Source organism: Streptomyces sp. NPDC127092 (assembly GCF_042722475.1).
In the GTDB taxonomy this organism is placed as follows: domain Bacteria; phylum Actinomycetota; class Actinomycetes; order Streptomycetales; family Streptomycetaceae; genus Streptomyces.
This window is the reverse complement of record NZ_JBHXFE010000033.1, coordinates 81,339-101,028: the sequence shown is the minus strand read 5'-3', so window position 1 is coordinate 101,028 and position 19,690 is coordinate 81,339. Positions and strand designations below refer to the sequence as shown.

Sequence of the window (19,690 nt, the reverse complement as noted above, 5' to 3'; positions counted from 1 at the left end):
CCCTCCCGGGGGCCCGCGGCGTTCCCGTACGGTCGGCGCATGGACCGCACGGAGATCACGCCCTGCCGCGCCGGGGACCTCGCGCTGCTCGACCGCCATCTGCCGACCCCGGGCGCCCCCACCCGCCACGCCGACCGGTTCGCCCGCCAGGAGGCCGGGCTCGGCACCTACCTGGTCGCCTGGCGGGACGGCCTGCCGGCCGGCAACGGGCAGGTCCGCTGGGACGGCTGCGCCGCGCCCGAGGTACGGGCCGCGGCCGGCGACTGCCCGGAGTTCAACGGCCTGGACGTACGGGAGGACCTGCGCGGGCAGGGCATCGGCACCGCCCTGATCCGCGCGGCCGAGGAGCTGGCGCGCGAGCGCGGCGGCACGCACCTGGGCCTCGGCGTCGGCCACGACAACCCCCGCGCGGCGGCGCTGTACGCCCGGCTCGGCTACGCGCCCGTGACGGCGTACACCGACCGCTACGCGTACACGGACGAGGACGGCGTGCGGCACGAGTGCGCCGAGGCCTGCACCTTCCTCGTCCGACGGCTCGACTGAGCGCGGCGGGTCACCCGCGAGGCCACCGGTGGACGCCCGTCCGCCGGCGGTCTCATCGCAGCACGGGCCGGCGCGGCGGCGGCACGAAGCCCGCGTCGCGGAGCGCGCGGGCCACCGCCGCGCCCAGCAGGGCGTGTCCCGCGTCGTCGGGGTGCAGGCCGTCGGCGAGGTGGGCCGGGCCCAGGAGGTCGCGGCCCGGGAGGACGGCGAGCCGGCGGTCGCCCGCCAGGGCCCGGTCCCGTCCGGCCCGCTCCATGGCCGCGCGCAGCTCCGCCAGCGTCGCGCCCGCCGGGTTCGGCGTCGCCTCCGCCGCCGGCCGCAGCACGGGGGAGACGAGCAGCAGCGGGGTCTCGGGGTGTCCGCGCCGCACCAGCTCCAGGAACGCCCGCGTGGTCTCGTACATCAGGGAGGCCGAGAACGGGACGGTCCCCCAGCAGTTGGTGCCGAAGGCAAGCGTGATCAGTTCGCCCGGGAGGCGGGCGAGCTGCTCGGCGAGCGGCAGCTCGCCGCGCGCGCCGCCCGCGTAGCCGAGGTTGACCGGGTCGAGGCCGAGCAGCCGGCCGGCCGTCGCGGGCCACGCGTGGGCGGGCCGGGTGGCCCACCAGCCCTCGGTGATCGAGTCGCCGTGGACCAGCCAGCGGGGGCGGCGCGGGGCGGGGGAGAGGGCGCCGCCGACCGCGCGCAGACCGAGCACGACCGGTGCCTGGGCTTCGGGCAGGTGGACGGTGAACTCGCCGCCGCCGGGCGGGAGTCCGATCCGTACGGACCCCTCCTCGGCGGGCCGGGCGAACACCTCCGCGACACACTCCGTGCCCTGCCAGAGCGCGAAGCCGTGCCGCAGCGCCCGGAGCGCGTCACCGGCGACCGGCGGGGCCGCGCGGTACCGCAGCAGCACGGCACGGGTCCCCGGCGTCGCCGTGAACTCCACCCGTACGCCGATCGGCAGCGCGGCGCGCTGGGCGATGTCCCAGGGCAGCCGTCCGAGGTCCGCCGGGTCGGCCCGGACGGGCCGGTCGCCGTCCAGCCACGCCGTACCGCGGAGAAAGGGTTCGGGCTCCAGCCAGCTCACCGAGGACCTCCGTTCGGGCGGGTGCAGCGTGGGTCGTGCGCCATGAGGAGTCAATGCCCGTGCGCGGGTCGCCGTGCCCCCGATGTGTCGATTCATGCGGGGGAGCGCAATGTTTCCCCGTCTGTGCCGCAAGTGCGCAATGATCATCCGCAACTGCGCAACAACCCTGCATTACGGATGCGAAGCGACGGGCCTTAGGCTCATGCCTCGTACCAGGAGTGGCGGCGACCGCCTGCTCGGCGGTTCCCCCTTCCCCCGTGGGCTGTCCCGACATGCCCGCGCACCGCCGCGGTCCCCGCTTCGTCTACAGGCAGCGATAAGGAGCCCCCGCAGTGCTGGACCACGGCGCAGCCCCACCGGTCGACGACACGAACGTGCCGACCGCCCGCAAGACCACCGGGCTCTCCGCCCTCACCCGCCGCAAGCCGGTCGAAGCCCTGGTCGCGGAGGGTGGCCAGGGTGAGGGCGGCTCGCTCCGCCGCTCGCTCTCGATGTGGCAGCTGACCATGATCAGCATCGGTGCGACGCTCGGCACCGGCATCTTCGTGGTGCTCGGCGACGCCGTGCCGAAGGCCGGCCCCGCGGTCACCCTCGCCTTCGTCATCGCCGGCCTCACGGCCCTCTTCTCCGCCCTGTCGTACGCCGAGCTGGCCGGCTCCATACCGGTCGCCGGCTCCTCGTACTCGTACGCGTACGCAACGATGGGTGAACTCGTCGCCTGGGTCTGCGGCTGGTGCCTGGTCCTCGAGTACGGCGTTTCCGTCGCCGCCGTGGCGGTCGGCTGGGGCGAGTACCTCAACGAGCTGCTCGACGGCACCATCGGCGTGACCATCCCCGACGCGCTGTCGTCGGCGCCCGGCGAGGGCGGCATCATCAACCTGCCCGGTCTGATCGTCGTGCTGCTCGCCATGGTGTTCCTGCTCGGCGGCGCCCGCGAGTCCGCCCTGGTCAACACGATCATGGTCGTCGTGAAGATCGCCGCGCTCGCGCTCTTCTGCGCCATCGGCTTCATGGGCTTCAAGTCCGGCAACTACTCCGACTTCATGCCGCTGGGCATGGCGGGCGTCAGCGCCGCCGGAGCGAGCCTGTTCTTCTCCTACATCGGCTTCGACGCCGCCTCCACGGCCGGCGAGGAGGCCAAGAACCCCAAGCGCGACCTGCCGCGGGCGATCATGCTCTCGCTGATCATCGTCACCGCCCTCTACGTCCTCGTCGCCGCGGTCGCCGTCGGCGCCTGGAACTGGAAGGACTTCGAGGGCTCCGAGGCCACCCTGGCCGCGATCATGAACGACGTCAGCGGCCAGACCTTCTGGGGCACCCTGCTCGCCGCCGGCGCCGTCATCTCCATCGCCAGCGTCGTCCTGACCGTGCTCTACGGCCAGACCCGCATCCTCTTCGCCATGTCCCGCGACGGGCTGGTCCCCAAGGCCTTCGGCAAGGTCAGCGCCAAGACCGGCACCCCGCGCCTCAACACGGTGATCGTCTCCCTGTTCTGTGCCGCGCTCGCCTCGGTCATCCCGCTGGGCAAGCTCGTCGACGCCACCAGCATCGGCACCCTCTTCGCCTTCGGCCTGGTCAACATCGCGGTCATCGTGCTCCGCTACACCCGCCCCGACATGCCGCGCACCTTCAAGGTGGCGTTCGGGCCGCTGTTCCCGGTCCTCGGCTTCGGCTTCTGCGCGTACAACATGTTCAGCCTCGACGCCGTCACCTGGGTGGTCTTCGGTTGCTGGATGGCCGCGGGACTCGTGTTCTACTTCCTGTACGGCATGCGCCGCTCCCGACTGGCCACGGCACCGGCCCTGGCAGAGGCTCCAGCAGAGAAGTGATCCACCCGTAGTGCGACTCAACGACCTCGACGAACGCATCGTCCACGCCCTCGCGGAAGACGCCCGCCGCAGCTACGCCGACATCGGCTCGCTGGTCGGTCTCTCCGCGCCCGCCGTGAAGCGACGCGTGGACCGGCTCCGCGCCGAGGGTGCCATCACCGGCTTCACCGTGCGGGTGGACCCGGCGGCGCTCGGCTGGGAGACCGAGGGGTTCGTCGAGATCTACTGCCGCCACAACACCTCGCCGGAGGACATCCGGCGCGGCCTCGAGCGGTACCCGGAGGTGGTGTCCGCGTCGACCGTGACCGGCGACGCGGACGCCGTCGTCCAGGTCTTCGCCTCCGACATGCGCCACTTCGAGCGCGTCCTGGAGCGGATCGCGGGCGAGCCCTTCGTGGAGCGCACCAAGTCCGTCCTGGTGCTCTCGCCGCTGCTGCGGCGCTTCTCCTCGGGCTCGCCCGCGTAGGAGCGTGTGGACCGAAGGGACCGCCCACCCCCGTGGGGCGGTCCCTTCGCTCATTCGGCCGGGTACACCGGCTGCCAGGGCAGCACCCGGAAGTCGCCCGTGCCGGCCTTCACCTTCTCGAAGGGGGAGGCGCTCAGGCAGGGCGGCACCTCCACGTCCGCGTCCCGCCCGACCCAGCTGTAGCCCAGCCGGTCGTGCTTCCCGAGGTCGTGCACCGAGATGCCGACCCGCTTCCCCTTGAGGTGGGGAAGGTCGGTGTCGGTGACGACGCCCGTCACCACGGCGACCTTGCCGCCGGTGGTCAGGCAGTCCACCTCCGCCACCGCGTACCCGCCCCAGTCGCCCTTGTAGTGGCTGTAGCGGAAGGTGCCGGTCGCGGCCTGGGGATCCATGGTGTCCTTCGCCGCAAGGTGCGCGTCGAAAGTGAACGTGATGTCGTCACCGGCCGGGCGGTACAGCTTGGCGCTGCCGGTCAGCGCCGCCGCCTCCCGGTCCGCGCCCTTCCCGTCCCCGGAGGCGGTCGCGGATCCGGCCGCGCCCGCGGTGATCAGCAGCGCGGCGGCCACGGCGGCGATCTTCGTACGGCGGTTCATGTCTGTCGGTCCTTTCGGCAGGTCAACCGGACGACGACCACTCTTCCGCGCGGACCGCGCCGGGACATCGCGCCGCGGAACGGTCCCGCCTCCGCCGCCCGGCGGGGGAGCCGTACGACCCCGGTCGGAGCGGCGCGCAACGAATCGCCGCCGACGCCGACGATCACGCAACGGTTCGACGGTCGGTCCGCAACGGTCTCGCCTTGTCCCGGCCGAGCGCGAAACCGTACCGTTTTTGACGTCTTCCCTTTGAATTTCCCCGGGAAGCCCTCCCTCCCCTCCGCCCCCACGAGGAACGCCCATGCCCGCGCTGCGCGCCGCCCTGCTCCAGAGCTCCGGACAGCTCGGTGACGTGGCCGCCAACCTGAAGCTCCTCGACGAGGCCGCGGCCCGCGCCGCCGCCGCGGGGGCCGGGCTGCTGCTCGCGCCCGAGCTCTTCCTCACCGGCTACGCCATCGGCGCCGACATCGCCCGGCTGGCCGAGCCCGCCGACGGCCCCTCCGCGGACGCGGTCGCCGCGATCGCCGCCCGCCACGGGCTGGCCGTCGGCTACGGCTACCCCGAGCGCGACACCGGGCAGCACGGCGTGATCTACAACTCCGCCCAGCTCTTCGGGGCCGACGGCAGCCCGCTCGCGAACTACCGCAAGACCCACCTCTTCGGCGACTTCGAGCTGAAGTGGTTCACGCCCGGCGACCGGAGCGTCGTCCAGGCGGACCTCGGCGGCCTCACCGTCGGCCTGATGATCTGCTACGACGTCGAGTTCCCCGAGAACGTACGGGCCCAGGCGCTGGCCGGCACGGACCTCCTCCTCGTGCCGACCGCGCTCATGCACCCCGCCGAGATCGTGCCCGACGCCGTCGTCCCCGTGCGCGCCTTCGAGAACCAGCTCTACATCGCGTACGCCAACCGGACCGGGCCCGAGGGCGACTTCGAGTTCGTCGGCCGGTCCACCCTCGCCGCCCCCGACGGCACCGCCCGGGCCCGCGCGGGACAGGGCGAGGACCTCGTCTTCGGCGAGGTCGACCCCGACGTCCTGACCGCGTCCCGCGCGCTCAACCCGTACCTCCGCGACCGGCGGCCCGGCCTCTACGGCTCCCTGGCCGACGACCGGACCTGAGCGCCCCTCCCTCCGCCCACCCCCGCTCCACCCTTCTTTTTCGTGCAAGGAGTCCGTACCCCATGACGTCCACGGTGCCCACCGCCGTCCAGCACACCGACGGCCAGCCCCCGATCACCATGTTCGGTCCGGACTTCCCGTACGCCTACGACGACTTCCTGGCCCACCCGGCCGGTCTCGGCCAGATACCCGCGACCGAGCACGGCACCGAGGTCGCGATCATCGGCGGCGGCCTGTCGGGCATCATCGCGGCGTACGAGCTGATGAAGATGGGCCTCAAGCCCGTCGTGTACGAGGCCGACCAGATCGGCGGCCGGCTGCGCACCGTCGGCTTCGAGGGCCCGGAGACCGAGGGCCTGACCGCCGAGATGGGCGCGATGCGCTTCCCGCCCTCCTCCACGGCGCTCCAGCACTACATCGACCTGGTGGGCCTCACCACCCGGCCTTTCCCGAACCCGCTGGCCGAGGCCACGCCCTCGACCGTGGTCGACCTCAAGGGCGAGTCGCACTACGCCGAGACCATCGACGACCTGCCGCAGGTCTACCGCGACGTCGCCGAGGCCTGGAACAAGTGCCTCGACGAGGGCGCCGACTTCTCCGACATGAACCGCGCCATGCGCGAGCGCGACGTGCCGCGGATCCGCGAGATCTGGGCCAAGCTGGTCGAGAAGCTCGACAACCAGACCTTCTACGGCTTCCTCTGCGAGTCGGAGGCCTTCAAGTCCTTCCGGCACCGCGAGATCTTCGGCCAGGTCGGCTTCGGCACCGGCGGCTGGGACACCGACTTCCCGAACTCCATCCTGGAGATCCTGCGGGTCGTCTACACCGAGGCCGACGACCACCACCGCGGCATCGTCGGCGGCTCGCAGCAGCTGCCGCTGCGCCTGTGGGAGCGCGAGCCGCAGAAGATCGTCCACTGGCCGCTGGGCACCTCGCTCGCCTCGCTGCACGAGGGCGAGCCGCGTCCGGCCGTGACGCGCCTGAACCGCACCTCCGGCAACCGGATCACGGTCACCGACGCGTCCGGCGACATCCGCACGTACCAGGCGGCGATCTTCACCGCCCAGTCCTGGATGCTGCTGTCCAAGATCGCCTGTGACGACTCGCTCTTCCCGATCGACCACTGGACGGCGATCGAGCGCACCCACTACATGGAGTCCTCGAAGCTCTTCGTGCCGGTCGACCGGCCGTTCTGGCTGGACAAGGACGAGGAGACCGGGCGTGACGTCATGTCGATGACGCTCACCGACCGGATGACCCGCGGCACGTACCTCCTGGACGACGGCCCGGACAAGCCGGCCGTCATCTGCCTCTCGTACACGTGGTGCGACGACAGCCTGAAGTGGCTGCCTCTGTCCGCCAACGAGCGGATGGAGGTCATGCTGAAGTCGCTCGGCGAGATCTACCCGAAGGTCGACATCCGGAAGCACATCATCGGCAACCCGGTGACGGTCTCCTGGGAGAACGAGCCCTACTTCATGGGCGCCTTCAAGGCCAACCTGCCGGGCCACTACCGCTACCAGCGCCGCCTGTTCACGCACTTCATGCAGGACCGGCTGCCGGAGGACAAGCGGGGCATCTTCCTGGCCGGCGACGACATCTCGTGGACGGCCGGCTGGGCCGAGGGCGCGGTGCAGACGGCGCTCAACGCGGTGTGGGGCGTCATGCACCACTTCGGCGGCGCCACCGACGCCACCAACCCGGGCCCGGGCGACGTGTACGACGAGATCGCCCCGGTCGAGCTGCCGGAGGACTGATCCCGGTCAGGGCCTGGTGAGGGGCGTGAGCAGCATCCGCCCCACCAGGCCCACCGACCGGTCGAGGCGTTCGGTGAACTCCTCGGCCAGGTCGGGCAGCCGCCGCAGCTGCCACAGCGAGCGGGCGGCGAGCCAGGCCCCGTCGCGGGCCCGGTCCAGGCTCCAGCAGCCGAGCAGATGCGTCAGCGGGTCCGCGATCTCCAGGAGGTCCGGGCCCGGCATCAGTTCCTCGCGGATGCGCTCCTCCAGGAGGACCAGCACGTCCCCGACCCGGTCGAACTCGTCCTCCAGGTCCGTGGGCGCGCACTCCAGGGTGCGGCAGGTGTCGACGACCGCGAGGGCCAGGTCGTGGCCGATGTGGGCGTTGATCCCGGCGAGCGCGAACTGCAGCGGCCGTACGCCGGGATGCCGCCGGTAGTGGAAGAGCGGCCGCCAGCAGGCCGGGGCGGGAGCGCCGGTCGCGACGGCGTCGACGACCGCGAGGTAACGCTGGGCGAACCGTACGTCGAGGGTGGCGGCCGCCCGCCGGTCGGCGAAGGAGCCGGACTCGATGGCCCGGCCGATCTCCTCGGTGACGGTCAGATAGACCCGGTTGAACACCGCGACCCCGTCGGCGGGGTGCCAGGCCGAACGGATGGCCCGCATCCGGTCCACCACGGGATCGACGGCCGTGAACGGCCCGAGCTGGATGTCCTGCGTCTGCGCCATGGCTGCAGGGTGGCAGCAGGAGGGCCGGACGGCGGTGTTCCGCCACCCGGCTTCCCCAGAACGGGCGAATGTGTCAGGACTTCGCCGCGGGCTCCTCACCCGGGGTGCTGTCGCCCGAGCCGCTCTCGCCCGGGGTGCCCTCGTACGAGCTGGTGCCCGCGTCGAGCAGGGGTTCCTGCTGCTTCAGATGGGCGGGCGCGAAGGCGCGCAGCACGTGGTAGCCGGTGATGACGACCAGGGTGCCGAGCGCGATGCCGCCGAGCTCGAAGGTGTCGGTGAAGGTGAGCTTCACGCCGCCGACGCCGATGATGATGCCGGCCGCCGCGGGCACCAGGTTGAGCGGGTTGCGCAGGTCGACCTCGGCATTGATCCAGATCTGCGCGCCGAGCAGGCCGATCATGCCGTAGAGGATGACGGTGATGCCGCCGAGCACGCCGCCGGGGATCGCGGCGACGACCGCGCCGAACTTCGGGCAGAGGCCGAAGAGCAGGGCGAAGCCGGCCGCGGCCCAGTAGGCGGCGGTGGAGTAGACCCGGGTCGCGGCCATGACGCCGATGTTCTCGGAGTACGTGGTGTTCGGCGGGCCGCCCACGGCCGTGGACAGCATGGAGGCGGCGCCGTCGGCGGCGATCGCGGTGCCGAGCTTGTCGTCCAGCGGGTCGCCGGTCATCTCGCCGACGGCCTTGACGTGTCCGGCGTTCTCGGCGATCAGCGCGATGACCACGGGCAGGGCCACGAGGATCGCGGACCACTCGAAGCTGGGGCCGTGGAGGGCCGGCAGGCCGATCCAGTCGGCCTGGGAGACGCCGGAGAGGTCGAGGCGCCAGTGGTCGGTGACCTGGCCGCTCGGCGACATCGAGTGGATCCTGCCGAAGACCAGGTCGAAGACCCAGGAGATGCCGTAGCCGAAGATCAGGCCCAGGAAGATCGCGATCCGCGACCAGAAGCCGCGCAGACAGACCACCGCGAGGCCGGTGAAGAGCATCACGAGCAGCGCGGTCCACTGGTCCTGCGGCCAGTAGGTGGCGGCCGTGACCGGGGCCAGGTTGAAGCCGATCAGCATGACGACGGCACCGGTGACGACCGGAGGCATGGCCGCGTGGATGATCCGCGCGCCGAACCTCTTCACCGCCAGGCCCGCGAGGAGCAGCACCGCGCCGACCACGAACACCGCGCCGGTCACGGTCGCGCTGCTGCCGCCGGAGGCCCGGATGGCGGCGGCGACGCCCACGAAGGAGAGCGAGCAGCCCAGGTACGAGGGCACGGTGCCGCGCGTCGCGAGCAGGAAGATCACGGTGGCGACACCGGACATCATGATCGCGAGGTTGGGGTCGAGACCCATGAGGACCGGAGCGACGAACGAGGCGCCGAACATGGCCACCACGTGCTGGGCGCCGAGTCCGGCCGTACGGGGCCAGGAGAGGCGCTCGTCCGGCCGGACGACGGCTCCCGGAGCGGGTGTCCTCCCGTCGCCGTGCAGGGTCCAGCGCACGCCGAGGCTCATGTGCTCGCTCCAGTTTCTCGGGGTCGGGCGGCGACCGGTCCCGTCGTGCCGGGACCGAAAAAGATCAGCCACATGGTAGGTCCTGCCCCACCCCGGTCCGCCGGACGGGCTCGTGTGCGCCGCAGGTCAGCGGACCCCTTCGGCGGTGCTGGGCTCGGTCGCCCCGGCGGTCCGGCGGCCGTCCGACCGCAGCACCCCCGCGCCGAGCACCAGGCCGAAGGTCAGCAGCGTCACGAGGCCGAAGGAGAAGACCAGCGAGGTCGCGTCGGCGATGCCGCCGATCGCCGAGGGCGCGATGAGACCGGAGGTGTACGTGATGGTGGCGACGCCCGCGATGGCCTGGCTGGGGTTCGGGCCGCTGCGGCCGGCGGCGGCGAACGCGAGCGGGACGACGACCGCGACCCCGAGGCCGATGAGCCCGAAACCGGCCAGCGCGAGGGCCGCGTGCGGGGCGAACACCACGAGCAGCCCGCCGAGGGTCGCGGCCACGCCTCCGACGCGTACGGTGCGCACCGCGCCGAAGCGGTCCACCACCCGGTCGCCGACCAGCCGGGCCACGGCCATGGTGAGGGCGAAGGCGGTGGTGGAGGCGGCGGCGAGGCCGGCGGAGGTGCCCAGCTCCTCCTTCAGGTAGACGGCCGACCAGTCCAGGCTGGCGCCCTCGGCGAACACTCCGCAGAAGCCGATCGCGCCGATGACCAGGGCGGACTTCGGCGGCAGCGAGAACCGCGGCGGCGCCTCCTCCCCGGGCGCGCTCTGCAGGTCGAGCACGCCCTGGCAGGCGGCGAGACCGAGCGCGGTCAGGACGAGCGCGGCGATCAGATGGTGGAGCCGGGCGTCGCCGCCGAGGTGGGCGGCGATGGTGCCGGCGGCGGAGCCGAGCAGGGCGCCCGCGCTCCACATGCCGTGCAGGCCGGACATGATGGAGCGGCCGAGCCGGTTCTCGGTCTCGACGCCGAGCGCGTTCATGGCGACGTCGGACATGCCGGCCGTGGCGCCGTAGACGAACAGGGCCGCGCACAGTCCGTAGACGTTCGGTGCGAGCGAGGGCAGCGTCAGCGACAGGGTCCACAGGACGAGCAGTCCGCGCAGCGCCGTGCGGGCGCCGAAGCGGTGGCTGATCGCGCCGGCCAGCGGCATCGCGAGCGAGGCGCCGATCGCCGGGAAGGCGAGGGCGAGCCCGAGCTGGCCCGCGCTGACGCCGGCGTGCTCCTGGATCCAGGGAATGCGGGTGGCGAAGCTGCCGGTGACCGCGCCGTGGACGCAGAAGACGGCGGCGACGGCGAATCGGGCGCGCCGCAGCCGCTCGGTGGTGAAGACGGTCCGCGCCGTCATGTGCCCTCCCCGGGTGGTCGTCCTCGAACGGGCCGTAAACTATCAGGAACCCTGCCTGATAAATAGTGGGCCGAGCAGAGCCGGCGACCCGACGGCCCCCGATCCGTCTGAGAGGATCCCCGCATGGCCGCATCCCCGAGCACCGCGCGGGCCATCAACGACCGGCTCGCCCTGCGACTGCTCCAGGACGAGGGTCCGTTGACGGCCGCCCAGCTCAAGACCCTCACCGGGCTGTCCCGGCCCACCGTCGCCGACCTCGTCGAACGGCTCCGGGGCTCGGGACTCGTCCACGTCGTCGGCGAGTCGGGCGCCGAGCGCCGCGGCCCCAACGCCAAGCTGTACGGGATCGTCGCCGGACGCGCCCACCTCGCCGCCCTCGACGTCCGCACCCGTTCCGTCTCGGTCACCGTCACCGACCTCCTCGGTACCACTCTCGCGGAGGCGGCGGCGCCCGTCGGGGACGCCGGCGGCACGGGGACCGCCGTGGAGAAGGCCGTCACGCTCCTGGAGCGGACGGCGAAGGAGGCCGGCGTCGACCGGCTGCACACCGTGGCCGTCGGCGCGCCCGGCCTCATCGACCCGGCCACCGGCGAACTGCGCGACTCGACCGGACTGCCCGCCTGGCACCGGCGGCTCATCGGCGTCCTCCAGGAGCGGCTCCCCGCCCACGTCCTGGTCGAGAACGAGACCAACCTCGCCGCCGTCGCCGAACTGCGCGAGGGCGCGGCGAGCGACCGGGACGACTTCGTCCTCCTGTGGCTGGGCCAGGGCGTCGGCGCGGCGGTCGTCCTCGACGGCAGGCTGCGCCGGGGCGCATCCGGCGGCGCCGGCGAGATCGGCTTCCTGCCCGTGCCGGGAACGTCCGGGCTGCCGTCGGCCACCGGCTGCGACGGCGGCTTCCACGAGCTGGCCTGCGTCGCCGCCGTCGACGCCCTGGCCGCCGCCCACGGCCTCGCCCCGGCCGGCGCGCTCGCCTCCGGCCACGGGCCGTTCCTCGACGCCCTCGCCCACCGGCTGGCGGTCGGCGCGGCGGCGGTGGCCTCGGTCCTGGACCCGGGCTGCGTGGTCCTGGCCGGCGAGACCGGCCACCAGGGCGGCCCGGAGCTCGCCGCCCGCGTCGAGGCGGCGCTCGCCGCGCTCTCGCCCCTGCGCACCGAGGTGCGCGCCACGACCCTCGGCGACGCGGCGGTCCTGCGGGGCGCCCTCCTGCGGGCCCGTGACGCGGCCCAGGACGAGCTCTTCCCCTGACGGGGCCGGAGACGCGGCCGCGCCGCGTCCCGGACAGGGGGACGCGGCGCGGTGGGAGAGCCCGGCGGCGGCAAGGGCCGTGAGAACCGCCGCCGGGGGTTTTCATGCCGTGCGGGTCAGCAGGCGCCCTGGTCCTTCCAGACGCCCCACTCGCCGGTCGTGCCCGGTTCCTCGTTCTGCGTCCACCACTGGGCCTTCCAGGTGCGGCCCTTGTGCGAGACGAGGCTGCCCGCCGTGTAGACCTGGCCCGCCACGTACGCCGGGGCGGTGCAGGTGCCGCCGGTCGGCGTCGGGGTCGGGGTCGGCGACGTGGTGGTGGTCGGGGTGGGCGTCGGCGTCGTGGCGGTCGGCGTCGGCGTCGGGGTCGAGCCGCCCGGCTCCACCGTCGTCGTGCCGCGCGCCAGGTCGCCCGCGAGGGCGTACGTCGTGCCGTTGACGGTCACCGTCCAGTTCGAGGGGGTCGAGACCGGCAGGTAGTAGTTGAACGCCAGGTCGACCGTCGCGCCCGGGGCCAGCGACTGCCAGGCCGGGAGCTTCAGCGAGACCCGGTGGAAGTCGCCCTTGAGGCCGCCGACGTTGCTGCCCGTGTGGTCGCTGCTGATCACCTTGGTGCCGAAGCCGGACTGGTCGGAGGCGTTGTTCGGGGCCGAGGTCGCGTAGTCGAACTGGAACTCGGTGCCGCCCGGCAGCGTGGTGGCGGTGTTGTTGGTGATCTTGATCTTCGGGGTGATCGGGTAGTTGGAGTCGCCCAGCTTGAACTCGGTGAACTCCACGCCCACGTTCACGGCCTGGGCCGGCAGCGCCTTGTTGCTCTTCTTCGCGCCGTACGGAGTGGCGGCCCTGAACTTGTCGTACATCAGCGAGGTGAGCGTGGAGCCCATCTCGTACTGGCCCTTGGCCGCGTTCCAGCCGTAGTCGCCGGCCAGCTCCCAGACCATCGTGCCGCCGATGCCGCGGTCGACCACGTAGTCGGCCTTCGCGGCCACCGACTGCTCGTCCTCGGTGGACAGGAAGACCTTCTTCTGGGCGTTCCACAGCCACGGGGCGACCAGCGTGGAGTCGTACCTGCGGGCGTAGGTGCCGGTCAGGGTCGTGTTCGAGGGGAAGCCGTACTTCGTGACGTAGTCGCCGACGATCCCCTTCTCGAGGTTCTTGGCGTGCCACATCGGGTTGGAACCGGCGGGCGACTCCTGCCCGTTGGTGTCCTTGTCGTGCCACAGGTTGTCGATGCCGACGGCGCCGTCACCGCACTTGGTCAGGCCGGCCCCGGCCGGGCAGGTGGTCGCGGCCGCCTTGCCCCACAGGCCGTCGGTGCCGCCCTGCACGTTCTTGTGGCCGCGGGTGTAGTAGGGCAGGCCGATGTTGATCCGGCCGGCCGGCATCGAGCCGCGGAAGTAGTGGTACGCCCAGTCGGTGTTGAGGTACCCGATGGAGCCGTACTGGGCGGAGCCGTAGACGCCCGCGGCGGCCAGTTCGGCGTCCTTGCCGTCGTCGAAGAGCGAGGCGTTCGGGCCGACGTACTCGTTCCAGGCGCCGTGCAGGTCGTAGGACATGATGTTGACGTAGTCCAGGTACTTCTGCATCTGGAAGGTCTCCATGCCGCGCAGCAGGTAGCCCGAGGAGGGCGCGGCGACGGTCAGCAGGTAGTGCTTCCCGTCGGTGGCGCCGGCCCGGTCGAGCTTCTCGCGCAGGGACTTCATCAGGGCGGCGTAGCCCTGGACCAGGCCCGCGCGGCGCGCGTTGGCGAGCTGCCAGTCGAGCGGGTTGCCCGCGTCCTTCATGGTCGTCGGGTACTCGTAGTCGATGTCGACGCCGTTGAAGCCGTACTTCCTGATGAAGTCGACGGCGGAGTTGGCGAACGTGTCGATCCCGGCCTGGTTGACCGACCCGTCGGCGTTGGTCGCCATCGAGTAGAAGCCGCCGGAGTTCACCCGGTTGCCGTTGTCGTCGAAGTAGCCGCCGGTCTCCGCCCAGCCGCCGACCGAGATCAGCGTCTTGACGTTCGGGTGCTGCTTCTTGAATTTGTTCAGCAGGTTGAAGTGGCCCTTGTAGGCGTACGCCGGGTCCATCTCGGCGCCCGCGACACCGGGCCAGGTCATCCCGGTGGCGGCGTTGCCCGCTCCGTCGGCGCCCACCGACAGCTTGTTGTCGCCGCCGACGTGGCCGAAGGCGTAGTTGATGTGGGTGACCTTGTCCCACGGGATGTCGGAGGCCAGGTAGGCGGGCTCGCCGTTCTTCCCGGTCCGCCAGCCGGTGAAGTAGCCGATGACCCGGCGCTGGTGGTCCGCGCCCATCTTCTCGCGGCCCTCGGTGTCGTAGACCGAGCAGTACGGGACGTCGACGCCGGGCGTCTTGTAGAGGCCGTCGGGGCGACAGCTCTCGTTGTCCGCGGCGTACGAGACGCCGCCGGCGGCGAGGGAGCTGATCAGCAGCCCGGCGACGGCGGCGCCGGACGCGAGCAGCGAGGCCCTCTTGTGGGTGGGGGACGACACGGTCTTCCTCCAAGGAGGTGGGCGTGGAACACAACGAACAAGGGGGTGGGTCGTGTTGGGCCCGTGGAGTGCGCACGCCGGCGGGCCGTACCTCGGAGGTGACACGGAGATTAAGAGGACTAGACCAGTGCGTCAATAGGTCTGGACCAACGAAGGATTTCGTGACAGGGTCTGGCAGGGCCATGGCGAGTTGTGAGCCAGCCCACAGGGCCTCACCCGCATGGCCGGTTCCCGGCCGTGGCACACTGGCCCTGTATCAGCAGCAGCGCACTCCGGGGTCGGTGTAATTCCGAACCGGCGGTATAGTCCGCGACCCGTCCGCAGCCAGCGGCCGGTTGACCAGGTGAGATTCCTGGACCGACGGTGAAAGTCCGGATGGGAGGCAGTGCGCGGCGGGCGACCCCACCAGGGGTGCGTCGGCCGTACGTCCGCTGGTCGCCGTACCCGTTCCCGGGTCCCGGCGCACCGGGGGACCCGGCCTCGGCACACCCTGCGCGAGGCGTCGTATCCGCTCTCTGTCGTCATCGACAGGCCCCGGAGTCCGTGCCCGAAGAGGCAGGAGGACCCGGTGGCCACCCAGGCCGACATCACCGCCATGCGACGCGCCGTCGCGCTCGCCGCCCGCGGTCTCGGTTCCACCAGCCCCAACCCGGTCGTCGGCTGCGTCGTCACGGACGCCTCCGGCCGGACCGTCGGCGAAGGCTGGCACCAGCGCGCCGGCGGCCCCCACGCCGAGGTCCACGCCCTGCGCGCGGCCGGCGAGCAGGCCCGCGGCGGCACCGCGTACGTCACCCTGGAGCCCTGCAACCACACCGGCCGCACCGGCCCCTGCGCCCAGGCCCTGATCGAGGCCGGCGTCGCCCGCGTCGTGTACGCGGTCGGCGACCCGAACCCGCAGGCCACCGGCGGCGCCGACACCCTGCGCGCGGCCGGGATCCAGGTCCGGCAGGGCCTCCTGGAGGGCGAGGCCGAGGCCGGCAACATCGCCTGGCTCACCTCCGTCCGCCGCGGCCGCCCCTTCGTCCGCTGGAAGTACGCCACCACCCTCGACGGCCGGATCGCCGCCGCCGACGGCACCTCCCGCTGGATCAGCTCCGCCGAGTCCCGCGCCGACGTCCACCGCCTGCGCGCCGAGGCCGACGCCGTCGTGGTCGGCTCCGGCACCGCCCGCGCCGACGACCCCCACCTCGCCGTCCGCGGCGTCGAAGGGGCCGTGCAGCCGCTGCGGGTCGTCGTCGACACTGAGGCGACCGCCGTGAAGCCCGGCGCCCGCGTCCTCGACGACGCCGCCCCCACCCTGATCGCGGTCGCCGAGGACGCCGAGACCACGCTCACGGACGTCGTACGGCTGCCCCGCGCCGGGCGCGGCCTCGACGTCCCGGCCCTCCTCGACGCCCTGCACGCGCGCGGCGTCCGCTCCGTCCTCCTCGAAGGCGGCCCCACTCTCGCGGGCGCCTTCCTCGCCGCGGGAGCCGTCGACCAGGTCGTCTGCTACCTCGCCCCGGTCCTCCTCGGCGCGGGCCCGGCCGCCCTCGCCGACGCCGGAATCACCACCATCACCGACGCGTTGCGGCTCGACGTCACCGAGACCGAGCGCATCGGACCCGACATCCGCATCACCGCGACGCCCGTCGTCACGACCCCCAAGGGAGCCTGACCGTGTTCACCGGAATCGTCGAAGAGCTGGGCGAGGTCGTCGCCGTCGAGCAGCTGGAGGACGCCTCCCGTTTCCGACTGCGCGGCCCGCTCGTGACCGAGGGCGCCCGGCACGGCGACTCGATCGCCGTCAACGGCGTCTGTCTCACGGTCGTGGAGTCCGGCGACGGCGAGTTCACCGCCGACGTGATGGCCGAGACCCTCAAGCGCTCCTCGCTGGGCGCCCTGGAGGCCGGCTCCCGCGTCAACCTGGAGCGGCCCATGGCCGTCGGCGGCCGCCTCGGCGGCCACATCGTCCAGGGCCACGTGGACGGCACCGGCACGATCCTGGAGCGGACCCCGTCCGAGCACTGGGAGCTGGTCAAGGTCGGTCTGCCCGCCCACCTCGCCCGCTACGTCGTCGAGAAGGGCTCGATCACGGTCGACGGCGTCAGCCTCACCGTCGTCGAGGTCGCCGACGACTGGTTCACCATCAGCCTCATCCCCACCACCCTCGCCCTGACCACGCTCGGCATCAAGCAGCCCGGCGCCCCGGTCAACCTCGAGGTCGACGTCATCGCCAAGTACGTCGAGCGGCTGCTCGGCCCGAACGCACAGGAGAACGTCAAGTGAACTGGCTCAACTCCGAGGCGTTCACCGCGTTCGGCCAGCACATCATCTGGTCGGACATGGTCGGCAACATCTTCGGCCTCGTCGCCCTCGCCCTCGGCTGGCGCCGCTCCGTCTGGACCTGGCCCGTGCAGTTCCTCGCCGGCCTGATCCTCTTCGGCGCCTTCTTCGGCCACCTCACCGGCAGCGCCGGCAAGCAGGTCGTCGTCATGCTGGTGGCGCTCTTCGGCTGGTGGCAGTGGCAGCGAGGGAAGGACCAGGGCGCGGACGGCCACATCGCCGTGCGCTTCGCGACCTGGCGCGAGCGGGCCGCCATGACCGGCGCCGCCGCCGTCGGCACCGTCGCGGTCGCCCTGCTCTTCACCGCGTACCCGAACCTCTCCTGGGACCCCTGGCCCGACGCGTACATCTTCGTCGGCACCATCGTCGCCATGTACGCCCAGGCCCGCGGCATGGTCGAGTTCTGGTTCGCCTGGCTGCTCGTCGACCTGGTCGGCGTCCCGCTGAACTTCGCCAACGGCTACGCCTTCTCCGGCTTCGTCTACGTCATCTACGGCGCGCTCGTCCTGTGGGGCCTGCGCGACTGGTGGCTGCGCTCGCGCAGCGCCGCCACCGCCCTGGAAGGAGCCCACGCATGAACGCGCTTCCCATGTGGGACGTCACCGACCTCGTCCTCGACCCTGTCGAGCAGGCCATCGCGGACATCGCCGCCGGCCGTCCCGTGGTCGTCGTGGACGACGAGGACCGCGAGAACGAGGGCGACCTCGTCATCGCGGCGGAGAAGGCCACGCCCGAGGTCGTCGCCTTCATGATGAGCGAGTGCCGCGGCCTGATCTGCGCGCCCATGGAGAGCGACGAGCTGGAGCGCCTCCGGCTGCCGCAGATGGTCGACGACAACACCGAGTCCATGAGGACGGCCTTCACGGTCTCCGTCGACGCGAGCGCCGCCCACGGCGTCACCACCGGCATCTCCGCCGCCGACCGCGCCACCACCCTGCGGATGCTGGCGAGCGGCACGTACGAGCCGGGCGACTTCGTCCGTCCCGGGCACGTCTTCCCGCTGCGCGCCAGGTCCGGCGGCGTCCTGGTCCGCAACGGCCACACCGAGGCCGCCGTCGACCTCGCCCGGCTCGCCGGGCTCCGCCCGGCCGGCGCCATCGTGGAGATCGCCGGCGAGGACGGCGTGATGCTGCGGCTGCCCGAGCTGATCCCGTTCGCCCGCAAGCACGGCCTGACGATCATCTCCATCGAGGACCTGATCGCCTACCGCCGCTCCGCCGAGCCGACCGTACGCCGCGAGGCCGAGGTCCAGCTGCCCACCCGGCACGGCGAGTTCACCGCGTACGGCTACCGCTCCACCGTCGACGGGGTCGAGCACGTCGCCCTCGTTCACGGCGAGGTCGGGGACGGCGAGGACGTCCTGGTCCGGGTCCACTCCGAGTGCCTGACCGGAGACGTCTTCCACTCGCTGCGCTGCGACTGCGGCCCCCAGCTGGAGGCCTCCATGGACCGGATCACCGAGGCCGGCCGCGGAGTGGTCGTCTATCTGCGCGGCCACGAGGGCCGCGGCATCGGCCTGCTGTCCAAGCTCCGCGCCTACGAGCTCCAGGAGCGCGGCCGTGACACCCTCGACGCCAACCTGGAGCTCGGGCTGCCCGCCGACGCCCGCGACTACGCGGCCGGCGCGCAGATCCTCACCGACCTGGGCGTCCGCAGCGTGCGCCTGATGACCAACAACCCCGACAAGATCGACGCCCTCACCCGGCACGGACTGAAGGTCGAGGGCCGCGAGCCCATGCCGGTCCAGGCGGGCGAGCACAACCTCCGCTACCTGCGCACCAAGCGGGACCGGATGGGTCACGACCTGCCCTGGCTGGACGGCACTCCCGCCCCCACCTGCGGCAACCAGTAAGTCAGCACGTACCGAGACCGACCAAGGAGAACCATGAGCGGCAAGGGCGCACCCGTCCTCAGCGTGAAGAACTGCGGCGACCTCCGCGTCGCGGTCATCGCGGCCCAGTGGCACGAGAAGATCATGGACGGCCTCGTCGACGGCGCCCTGCGCGCCCTCGCCGAGCTGGGCATCGAGGAGCCGACCCTGCTGCGCGTCCCCGGCAGCTTCGAGCTCCCGGTCGTGGCGAAGGTGCTCGCCGAGCGCGGCTACGATGCCGTGGTGGCCCTCGGCGTCGTCATCCGCGGCGGGACGCCGCACTTCGAGTACGTGTGCCAGGGCGTCACCCACGGCCTCACCCAGGTCTCGATCGACACCGGCGTACCCGTCGGATTCGGCGTCCTGACCTGCGACACCGAGGAGCAGGCCCTGGACCGGGCCGGCCTGGAAGGGTCCAGCGAGGACAAGGGCCACGAGGCCGTCACCGCCGCCGTCGCCACCGCGACGATCCTGCGCACGGTCAGCGAACCCTGGCGCTGAGGGCAGATTCACACCCCGTACTCTTAGGACATCATGGCGAACGAAACCCGTAAGACCTTCGAAGAGCTCTTCGCCGAGCTCAAGCTCAAGGCCGAGACCGGCGACCCGGCGACCTCCCGCACCGCGGAACTGGTCGGCAAGGGCGTCCATGCCATCGGCAAGAAGGTCGTCGAGGAGGCCGCCGAGGTCTGGATGGCCGCCGAGTACGAAGGCAAGGAAGCCGCCGCCGAGGAGATCTCGCAGCTGCTGTACCACGTCCAGGTGATGATGGTCGCCCGCGGGATCTCGCTCGACGACGTCTACGCCCACCTCTGAGCACGTCCCTCCCCG

18 protein-coding genes and 1 riboswitch are annotated in these 19,690 nt (G+C 72.2%); of the genes, 12 read left to right on the top strand and 6 right to left on the bottom strand.

All coding sequences use genetic code 11. The features are described from left to right. Positions 1 to 39: 39 nt before the first annotated feature. Complete coding sequence (locus tag ACFWJO_RS25700) at positions 40 to 543, top strand: GNAT family N-acetyltransferase (protein WP_386868719.1); 504 nt, start codon at positions 40 to 42, stop codon at positions 541 to 543. A 52-nt stretch (positions 544 to 595) separates the two neighbouring features. On the opposite strand, the gene ACFWJO_RS25695 is transcribed toward ACFWJO_RS25700, so the two are convergent. Then, a complete protein-coding gene (locus ACFWJO_RS25695) occupies positions 596 to 1,612 on the bottom strand; it encodes a GDSL-type esterase/lipase family protein (protein ID WP_386868713.1) in 1,017 nt (338 codons plus the stop codon). A gap of 332 nt (positions 1,613 to 1,944) precedes the next feature. Between ACFWJO_RS25695 and ACFWJO_RS25690 the strand changes: the two genes are divergently transcribed. Both ACFWJO_RS25690 and ACFWJO_RS25685 read left to right on the top strand, forming a co-directional pair. Beyond that, entirely contained in the window at positions 1,945 to 3,441 is a 1,497-nt protein-coding gene (locus tag ACFWJO_RS25690; RefSeq protein WP_386868711.1) for an amino acid permease, read from the top strand. Positions 3,442 to 3,451: 10 nt separating this feature from the next. Beyond that, positions 3,452 to 3,907, top strand: a complete 456-nt coding sequence (locus tag ACFWJO_RS25685; RefSeq protein ID WP_030691274.1) for an Lrp/AsnC family transcriptional regulator — start codon at positions 3,452 to 3,454, stop codon at positions 3,905 to 3,907. Positions 3,908 to 3,957: 50 nt separating this feature from the next. Here the strand turns inward: ACFWJO_RS25685 and ACFWJO_RS25680 are convergent, their stop codons facing one another. Beyond that, positions 3,958 to 4,500, bottom strand: coding sequence for a Repetin (locus tag ACFWJO_RS25680; RefSeq protein ID WP_386868709.1), 543 nt, complete (start codon positions 4,498 to 4,500; stop codon positions 3,958 to 3,960). 301 nt (positions 4,501 to 4,801) lie between these two features. Between ACFWJO_RS25680 and ACFWJO_RS25675 the strand changes: the two genes are divergently transcribed. Both ACFWJO_RS25675 and ACFWJO_RS25670 read left to right on the top strand, forming a co-directional pair. After that, entirely contained in the window at positions 4,802 to 5,620 is an 819-nt protein-coding gene (locus ACFWJO_RS25675; protein ID WP_386868707.1) for a carbon-nitrogen hydrolase family protein, read from the top strand. A 62-nt stretch (positions 5,621 to 5,682) separates the two neighbouring features. Continuing rightward, complete coding sequence (locus tag ACFWJO_RS25670; protein WP_384421070.1) at positions 5,683 to 7,377, top strand: flavin monoamine oxidase family protein; 1,695 nt, start codon at positions 5,683 to 5,685, stop codon at positions 7,375 to 7,377. Between the two features lie 6 nt (positions 7,378 to 7,383). Here the strand turns inward: ACFWJO_RS25670 and ACFWJO_RS25665 are convergent, their stop codons facing one another. From ACFWJO_RS25665 to ACFWJO_RS25655, 3 genes are all read right to left on the bottom strand, one after another. Further along, complete coding sequence (locus ACFWJO_RS25665; RefSeq protein ID WP_386868706.1) at positions 7,384 to 8,085, bottom strand: DUF5995 family protein; 702 nt, start codon at positions 8,083 to 8,085, stop codon at positions 7,384 to 7,386. Positions 8,086 to 8,158: 73 nt separating this feature from the next. Continuing rightward, positions 8,159 to 9,589, bottom strand: coding sequence for a uracil-xanthine permease family protein (locus ACFWJO_RS25660; RefSeq protein ID WP_386868704.1), 1,431 nt, complete (start codon positions 9,587 to 9,589; stop codon positions 8,159 to 8,161). Between the two features lie 126 nt (positions 9,590 to 9,715). Continuing rightward, entirely contained in the window at positions 9,716 to 10,924 is a 1,209-nt protein-coding gene (locus ACFWJO_RS25655; RefSeq protein ID WP_386868702.1) for an MFS transporter, read from the bottom strand. A 123-nt stretch (positions 10,925 to 11,047) separates the two neighbouring features. Here ACFWJO_RS25655 and ACFWJO_RS25650 point away from each other — a divergent pair, with 123 nt between their 5' ends. Beyond that, positions 11,048 to 12,172 (top strand): ROK family transcriptional regulator, encoded by a 1,125-nt coding sequence (locus tag ACFWJO_RS25650; RefSeq protein WP_386868700.1) that lies wholly within the window; start codon positions 11,048 to 11,050, stop codon positions 12,170 to 12,172. 116 nt (positions 12,173 to 12,288) lie between these two features. Here ACFWJO_RS25650 and ACFWJO_RS25645 read toward each other — a convergent pair whose 3' ends face one another. Next, complete coding sequence (locus tag ACFWJO_RS25645; RefSeq protein ID WP_386868699.1) at positions 12,289 to 14,664, bottom strand: chitinase C-terminal domain-containing protein; 2,376 nt, start codon at positions 14,662 to 14,664, stop codon at positions 12,289 to 12,291. A gap of 263 nt (positions 14,665 to 14,927) precedes the next feature. Then, a riboswitch (FMN riboswitch) is annotated at positions 14,928 to 15,057 on the top strand. Between the two features lie 175 nt (positions 15,058 to 15,232). Between ACFWJO_RS25645 and ribD the strand changes: the two genes are divergently transcribed. Genes ribD through ACFWJO_RS25615 form a run of 6 tightly spaced genes read left to right on the top strand, consistent with a single transcriptional unit; the run spans position 15,233 to position 19,675 of the window. After that, entirely contained in the window at positions 15,233 to 16,321 is a 1,089-nt protein-coding gene (gene ribD / locus ACFWJO_RS25640) for a bifunctional diaminohydroxyphosphoribosylaminopyrimidine deaminase/5-amino-6-(5-phosphoribosylamino)uracil reductase RibD (protein ID WP_386868697.1), read from the top strand. 2 nt (positions 16,322 to 16,323) lie between these two features. Continuing rightward, on the top strand, positions 16,324 to 16,932 hold the full coding sequence (locus ACFWJO_RS25635) for a riboflavin synthase (RefSeq protein WP_386868695.1): 609 nt from the start codon (positions 16,324 to 16,326) through the stop codon (positions 16,930 to 16,932). After that, the gene (locus ACFWJO_RS25630; RefSeq protein ID WP_386868693.1) at positions 16,929 to 17,567 is read left to right on the top strand and encodes a nicotinamide riboside transporter PnuC; all 639 of its coding nucleotides are present in this window, start codon (positions 16,929 to 16,931) and stop codon (positions 17,565 to 17,567) included. Before ACFWJO_RS25635 ends, ACFWJO_RS25630 begins: the two co-directional genes overlap by 4 nt. Then, a complete protein-coding gene (locus tag ACFWJO_RS25625) occupies positions 17,564 to 18,841 on the top strand; it encodes a bifunctional 3,4-dihydroxy-2-butanone-4-phosphate synthase/GTP cyclohydrolase II (protein WP_386868691.1) in 1,278 nt (425 codons plus the stop codon). Before ACFWJO_RS25630 ends, ACFWJO_RS25625 begins: the two co-directional genes overlap by 4 nt. 33 nt (positions 18,842 to 18,874) lie before the next feature. Then, the gene (ribH, locus tag ACFWJO_RS25620; RefSeq protein WP_384421051.1) at positions 18,875 to 19,360 is read left to right on the top strand and encodes a 6,7-dimethyl-8-ribityllumazine synthase; all 486 of its coding nucleotides are present in this window, start codon (positions 18,875 to 18,877) and stop codon (positions 19,358 to 19,360) included. Positions 19,361 to 19,393: 33 nt separating this feature from the next. After that, positions 19,394 to 19,675, top strand: coding sequence for a phosphoribosyl-ATP diphosphatase (locus tag ACFWJO_RS25615; RefSeq protein ID WP_386868690.1), 282 nt, complete (start codon positions 19,394 to 19,396; stop codon positions 19,673 to 19,675). Positions 19,676 to 19,690: the final 15 nt, after the last annotated feature.

What these genes read in the sequence shown, in the direction of transcription:
- ACFWJO_RS25625 (WP_386868691.1), top strand. Translation starts at nt 17,564, where the DNA reads ATGAACGCGCTTCCCATGTGGGACGTCACCGACCTCGTCCTCGACCCT.
- ACFWJO_RS25665 (WP_386868706.1), bottom strand. Translation starts at nt 8,085, where the DNA reads ATGGCGCAGACGCAGGACATCCAGCTCGGGCCGTTCACGGCCGTCGAT.
- ACFWJO_RS25700 (WP_386868719.1), top strand. Translation starts at nt 40, where the DNA reads ATGGACCGCACGGAGATCACGCCCTGCCGCGCCGGGGACCTCGCGCTG.
- ACFWJO_RS25650 (WP_386868700.1), top strand. Translation starts at nt 11,048, where the DNA reads ATGGCCGCATCCCCGAGCACCGCGCGGGCCATCAACGACCGGCTCGCC.
- ACFWJO_RS25655 (WP_386868702.1), bottom strand. Translation starts at nt 10,924, where the DNA reads ATGACGGCGCGGACCGTCTTCACCACCGAGCGGCTGCGGCGCGCCCGA.
- ACFWJO_RS25680 (WP_386868709.1), bottom strand. Translation starts at nt 4,500, where the DNA reads ATGAACCGCCGTACGAAGATCGCCGCCGTGGCCGCCGCGCTGCTGATC.
- ACFWJO_RS25670 (WP_384421070.1), top strand. Translation starts at nt 5,683, where the DNA reads ATGACGTCCACGGTGCCCACCGCCGTCCAGCACACCGACGGCCAGCCC.
- ACFWJO_RS25675 (WP_386868707.1), top strand. Translation starts at nt 4,802, where the DNA reads ATGCCCGCGCTGCGCGCCGCCCTGCTCCAGAGCTCCGGACAGCTCGGT.
- ribH (WP_384421051.1), top strand. Translation starts at nt 18,875, where the DNA reads ATGAGCGGCAAGGGCGCACCCGTCCTCAGCGTGAAGAACTGCGGCGAC.
- ACFWJO_RS25660 (WP_386868704.1), bottom strand. Translation starts at nt 9,589, where the DNA reads ATGAGCCTCGGCGTGCGCTGGACCCTGCACGGCGACGGGAGGACACCC.
- ACFWJO_RS25615 (WP_386868690.1), top strand. Translation starts at nt 19,394, where the DNA reads ATGGCGAACGAAACCCGTAAGACCTTCGAAGAGCTCTTCGCCGAGCTC.